Source organism: Bacteroides sp. (assembly GCF_029057325.1).
Classification (GTDB): domain Bacteria; phylum Bacteroidota; class Bacteroidia; order Bacteroidales; family Bacteroidaceae; genus Bacteroides.
This window is the reverse complement of sequence record NZ_JAICZW010000084.1, coordinates 10,751-16,609: the sequence shown is the minus strand read 5'-3', so window position 1 is coordinate 16,609 and position 5,859 is coordinate 10,751. Positions and strand designations below refer to the sequence as shown.

The following is a 5,859-nucleotide window of genomic DNA, read 5'->3' as shown; positions in this document are numbered from 1 at the left end:
TGATGATACCTTCCAATAGCGGCATGGCGTTCTCGTTGAGATTTTCCCAGATTTGGTCGCCCACAAACAGAAGTTTCGCTTCGGAGTGATTCACGATGTTGTGCACATTGTCTGCCTTGAACTCATGGAGAATGGGAACAATGACTGCTCCGTAGGTCAGGGTAGCGAGGAAGGTTACTCCCCAATGGGAACTGTTGCGGCCGCATACGGCAATTTTGTCGCCCTTTTGGATTCCGCTTGCTTCGAAGATGATATGCAGTTTCTCTATCTTGCGAGCCACATCCTTGTATTGCAACGTTGCCCCTTTATAGTCGGTCAGGGCATTCATATCCCAATTGTTCTTAACGCTTTTCTCTATATAGGCAATAAAACTTTGTTCCATAAATAAATTGCACATTTAGTTTAAATTTGTGCAAATATAAGGGTTTCTATATAGAACGCAAACTTTTTATAGGGAAAATCTGGATTTATGGTCACGGCTTTTTCACTTAAGGCTTGTTCTTCTTCCTATCCGAGCCTTTTCCGTTTCGTATGTGTCGCCGTCATATTATGGATAATCCGTTGGCGGAAGCTGATTCGCAGGATTGTTTTCGGAGTGTATTTTAATGCGTTGATTATCAGTAATCAAAAGAAGGATTGACAAACACTTGTGTTCAGCGCGACAAACACTTGTGTTCAAGATGACAGACACAAGTGTTTAAGACGACAGACGCAAGTGTCTGTCAAACCGGGAGTATATGTGTCGTTTTTTGTTGAGTTCAACTCTTTTTTCTTTCCATCACTTTATCGATAATCAGTGCGATGGCACCGTCGCCCGTCACGTTGCAGGCTGTTCCGAAGCTGTCCATGGCGATGTATAAGGCAATCATCAGTGCTTGCGCCGATTCGTCGAAGCCCAGCATGGATTGCAGGATGCCCAATGCCGCCATAATGGCACCTCCCGGAACTCCCGGAGCCGCCACCATTGTAATGCCCAACATAAAGATGAATCCGGCGAACAGGGGGAAGTCGTAAGGCATTCCTTGCATAATCATCAGTGCCAATGCGCACGCCACAATCTTCAGCGTGCTGCCCGACAGGTGGATGGTGGCGCAAAGCGGAATGACAAAACCTGCTATGCCGGCGGATACGCCGTTCTTGCGGGTTTGCTCTAGTGTCACCGGGATGGTGGCGGCACTCGATTGGGTGCCTAAAGCGGTGAAGTAGGCGGGCATCATCCGTGCCAATAGTTTGAAGGGGTTCCGGCGGACAAACAATGCCGCGATGCAGTATTGAAATAGCAGCAGAAAGATGTGCAGCAGGAAGATGATGCCGATAATCTTGATGAACACCATCAGAATGCTGAACACTTGCCCCGAGTGCGTGATGTTGAGGAAAATGCTGAAGATATAGATGGGCAATAAGGGCAGTATCACTCCGCTGATGGTGAGGACTACAATCTCTTGAAAGTCGCGTGCCACGTCCTTCAACGCGTTGCTCTTCAGGTGTGCCAGTCCCAATCCCAATGTGAAAGCCAATACCAGGGCGGTCATGACATTCATTAGCGGAGGAATGGCTACCGAGAAATAGGGGGATATGCCTTGCGCTTCGCTCACCGTTTCCAAAGGTGCGCCGGGTTCTATGAGCGAAGGAAATAGAGTGGCTCCCGTAAAATAGGAGAGGAAGCCGGAAAACAGCGTCGCTCCGTAGGCGATGAGTGCCGTGACCATCAGCATCCGTCCGGCTTCCTTACCGATGTCGGCAATGGCGATGGTGACCAGTCCCACGATAATGAGCGGAATGGAGAAGTTCAGAAACTCACTGAAAATGGAGTTGAACGTGACAAACAGTCTGACGATGGGTGTCGGCAGGAAATTGCCGAAAAGAATACCTAAGATGATGGCGATGACGATGCGTGGAAGTAATCCGATGCGGAACTTTTTCATAAGTTTTGGGTCTCTAATTGATTGAAATAAGCTATCGTCAACAAAAATACGATTTTTCTTTAAATTCTTTGAACAATTTCTGCAGATATTTTGTTCTCTCTACAAAGACGCGTTGGCGAAACCCGATCTTTTTGTTTTTTGTCTCAAAAAAAAGGGTGTATTCTATCCAGGTCATACCTGCCCCCTGCCAGAGCCTATTCGGCTTCGGACGTTCTTCGGACAAACTCCACTCCCTAGGACCGAAGAATGTCCGAAGAACGTCCGAAGAAACTACGAAGAAAGTATGGAGCGGACAGGGTGCGGATAAGGAGGCGGTCAGGCATGGATTTGAGGGATACTGCCTCAAGCAAGAAACAGAATGATGGGTGGCCTCGCCGATGATTTGATAATGATAAATATTTACAAGCGTATGACGGGTTTACATAAAACAGACATAGGACTTATCGGCCTTGCCGTGATGGGTGAGAATCTGGCGCTTAATATGGCGGACAAGGGATGGAACGTATCAGTGTACAATCGTACCGTTCCCGGAGTGGAGGAGGGTGTTGTGGAACGCTTCGTAGCGGGGCGTGCCAAAGGAAAAAACATCGAAGGACATACGGACATAGCCGGTTTTGTGGACTCCATTGCCACTCCCCGGAAGATAATGATGATGGTTCGGGCGGGCAGTGCCGTGGACGAACTGATGGAACAGCTTTTCCCTCATCTTTCCGAAGGTGACATTCTGATTGACGGGGGTAACTCAAACTACGAAGATACCAATCGTCGTGTGGAACAGGCTGAGAAAAGAGGCTTCCGCTTTGTGGGTGCCGGTGTTTCCGGTGGAGAAGAGGGGGCTTTGACCGGTGCTTCCATTATGCCGGGAGGCTCGGAAAGCGCATGGCAGGAAGTGAAACCGATTCTGCAAAGCATCGCGGCGCGGACTTCGGACGGTATGCCGTGTTGTGAGTGGATAGGTCCTGCCGGATCGGGGCATTTTGTCAAAATGATACATAACGGCATAGAATATGGCGACATGCAGCTGATAGCGGAGGCGTATTGGGTGATGAAGCATTTGTTGGGACTGGATAACGAGCAGATGGCGAACTCTTTTGCGAGTTGGAACGAAGGAAAACTGCGCAGTTACCTCATTGAAATAACCGCCCACATCTTGCGTCATAAAGACAAGTCCGGCGGTTATCTGATTGACAAGATTCTGGATGTTGCCGGACAGAAGGGTACAGGAAAATGGTCCGTCACCAATGCGATGGAGCTGAATATGCCATTGGGGCTGATAGCATCGGCGGTTTTTGAGCGCAATCTCTCTGCACAAAAGAGGTTGCGCGAAACAGCGTGCAAACAGTACGCCTGCCGTCGTTCACAGGTTATCTACAATCGGTTGGATATGGTGGAGGATATTTACGCCGCACTCTATGCTTCCAAGTTGGTTTCGTATGCGCAAGGTTTTGCAGTTTTGCAACGAGCTTCCGATGCTTTTGGTTGGAACCTCCATTTGGCATCCATTGCCCGTATGTGGAGGGGAGGTTGTATCATCCGTTGTGCTTTTCTGAACGAAATTGCCGGTGTGTTTGAAACGGTGCAAAAGCCCAAGCATCTGTTGCTGGCTCCATATTTTCAGAAAGAGATGCAGCAGTCGCTTCCCGGCTGGAAACGCCTGGTGGCGCAAGCGATGAAGGAGGAGTTGCCTGTTCCCGCTTTTTCTGCCGCCTTGAATTACTTCTATTCATTGGTCTCTGCCCGGCTGCCAGCCAATCTGATTCAGGCGCAGCGCGATTATTTCGGTGCCCACACCTTCGAGCGGACAGACGAACCGAATGGAAGTTTCTTTCACGAGAACTGGACGGGGCACGGAGGAAATACAAAATCAGATAGTTACAATGTATGAATAATTTGAGTTGACGGGTTGACAAGGCTGCAAGGACCTTGTACTCTTGTTCACCTGTCTCTTTATATACTGATAGAAGTAAAAAATATGAGCGGATTGGTAATGATCATATTCGGCGCTTCGGGTGACTTGACAAAACGCAAGTTGATGCCGGCGCTATATACGCTATATAGGGAAGAGCGTCTGCCTGATGGATTCTCCATGCTGGGGGGCGGACGCACCGACTATACGGATGAGAGCTATCGGACGTATATCATGAGTGAGCTGAAAAAGTTTGTCACCTCAAAAGAGCAAACAGACGAACAGTTGAAAGGGTTTTGCAGTCGCCTGCATTACCTTACGATGAATCCTGCGACAGCAGAGGAGTATAGTTTGCTGAATGCACGTTTGCAGGAGTTGACCGGTGAAAGGGAACCGGACAATCTGCTGTTCTATCTAGCCACACCTCCCTCCTTGTATGGCGTGATTCCGTTGCATTTGAAGGCGGTTCGTCTGAATCGGTCCCGGACGCGCATCGTTGTGGAGAAACCTTTCGGTTACGATTTGCAGTCGGCACGTAAGTTGAATGCCGTTTATGCTTCCGTCTTCTCTGAACATCAGATTTATCGCATTGACCATTTCCTAGGCAAGGAGACGGCGCAGAACATTCTTGCGTTCCGCTTTGCCAATGGAATTTTTGAACCGTTGTGGAACCGCAACTATATCGACTATGTGGAGATTACGGCAGTTGAGAATTTGGGAATAGAAGGTCGTGGCGGATATTACGAAGGTGCCGGCGCGCTGCGCGATATGGTGCAGAACCACCTGATTCAGCTGGTGGCTCTCACCGCCATGGAACCGCCCGTTACTTTCAATGCCGACAAGTTTCGTAACGAAGTGGTGAAGGTCTATGAATCGTTGACCCCCTTGACGGAAACGGACTTCGAAGAACATATCGTTCGTGGACAATATACGGCTTCGAATACAAAAGCAGGTTATCGGGAAGAACGGCAGGTTTCGTCCGATTCGCGTACGGAAACGTACATTGCCATGAAAATCGGCATCAATAATTGGCGGTGGAGTGGGGTGCCTTTCTACATCCGTACCGGTAAACAGATGCCGACGAAGGTGACGGAAATCGTAGTACATTTTCGGAAAACACCTTATCAGATGTTTCGCTGCGAGGGCGGGCATTGCCCTCGTGCCAATACCTTGATACTTCGTCTTCAGCCGAATGAGGGCATTGTGCTGAAGTTCGGAATGAAGCTGCCCGGTTCCGGCTTTGAATTGAAGCAGGTGACAATGGACTTCAGCTATGACAAGTTGGGCGAATTGCCCACCGGCGATGCTTATGCCCGCTTGATAGAAGATTGCATGCATGGAGACCCCACGCTTTTTACCCGTAGCGATGCGGTGGAAGCCTCCTGGCGTTTCTTCGACCCCGTGTTGCGTTATTGGGAAAAACATCCTCATACCCCATTGTACGGTTATCCGGCAGGAACATGGGGGCCTTTGGAAAGTGAAAAGATGATGTATGAACATGATGCCGAATGGACCAACCCGTGTAAGAATTTAACTAATACCGATGAATATTGTGAATTATGAAAAGTTACATTTACCAGACATCTATGGAAACGGCCCGTGCCTTGATTGAGCATTTACTTGCCATGATGGACAACGAGCAGGACAAGACATTTTATTTTGCGTTCAGCGGAGGAAGTACCCCTTCGCTGATGTTTGAAATTTGGGCACATGAGTATAAAGAGGTCACCCCGTGGGAACGAATGCGAATTTATTGGGTGGATGAGCGGTGTGTGCCTGCGGAGAGTTACGAAAGCAACTATGGCACGATGTGCCGTCTGTTGCTGACCAAGGTGGAAATGCCCGTTGAGTACGTTTATCCTATCAACGGTGCCAACCGGCCTAAAGAGGAGGCGAAACGTTATTCGTCATTGGTCTGTAGCACAGTACCGGTAGAGGAGGAGTTTCCGGTTTTCGATGTTGTGCTGTTGGGTGCCGGCAGTGATGGGCATACATCTTCCATCTTTCCGGGGCAGGAGTATTTGCTCA

Annotated in this window: 6 protein-coding genes; 4 read left to right on the top strand and 2 right to left on the bottom strand. The window is 49.0% G+C overall.

From position 1 onward, the window contains the following. A partial coding sequence (locus tag K2G43_RS05100; protein WP_300153309.1) for an AMP-binding protein occupies positions 1–382 on the bottom strand: 382 nt, incomplete at its 3' end. Positions 383–758: 376 nt separating this feature from the next. After that, a complete protein-coding gene (locus tag K2G43_RS05095) occupies positions 759–1,925 on the bottom strand; it encodes a dicarboxylate/amino acid:cation symporter (protein WP_300153307.1) in 1,167 nt (388 codons plus the stop codon). 155 nt (positions 1,926–2,080) lie between these two features. Here K2G43_RS05095 and K2G43_RS05090 point away from each other — a divergent pair, with 155 nt between their 5' ends. From K2G43_RS05090 to K2G43_RS05075, 4 genes are all read left to right on the top strand, one after another. Continuing rightward, positions 2,081–2,287, top strand: a complete 207-nt coding sequence (locus K2G43_RS05090) for a hypothetical protein (protein ID WP_300153306.1) — start codon at positions 2,081–2,083, stop codon at positions 2,285–2,287. 47 nt (positions 2,288–2,334) lie between these two features. Next, positions 2,335–3,810, top strand: coding sequence for a decarboxylating NADP(+)-dependent phosphogluconate dehydrogenase (gene gnd / locus K2G43_RS05085; protein ID WP_297642284.1), 1,476 nt, complete (start codon positions 2,335–2,337; stop codon positions 3,808–3,810). 87 nt (positions 3,811–3,897) lie between these two features. Beyond that, positions 3,898–5,394 (top strand): glucose-6-phosphate dehydrogenase, encoded by a 1,497-nt coding sequence (gene zwf, locus K2G43_RS05080; RefSeq protein ID WP_300153303.1) that lies wholly within the window; start codon positions 3,898–3,900, stop codon positions 5,392–5,394. Further along, on the top strand, positions 5,391–5,859 hold a 469-nt coding region (locus K2G43_RS05075; RefSeq protein ID WP_300153302.1), incomplete at its 3' end, for a 6-phosphogluconolactonase. The genes zwf and K2G43_RS05075, both read left to right, overlap by 4 nt.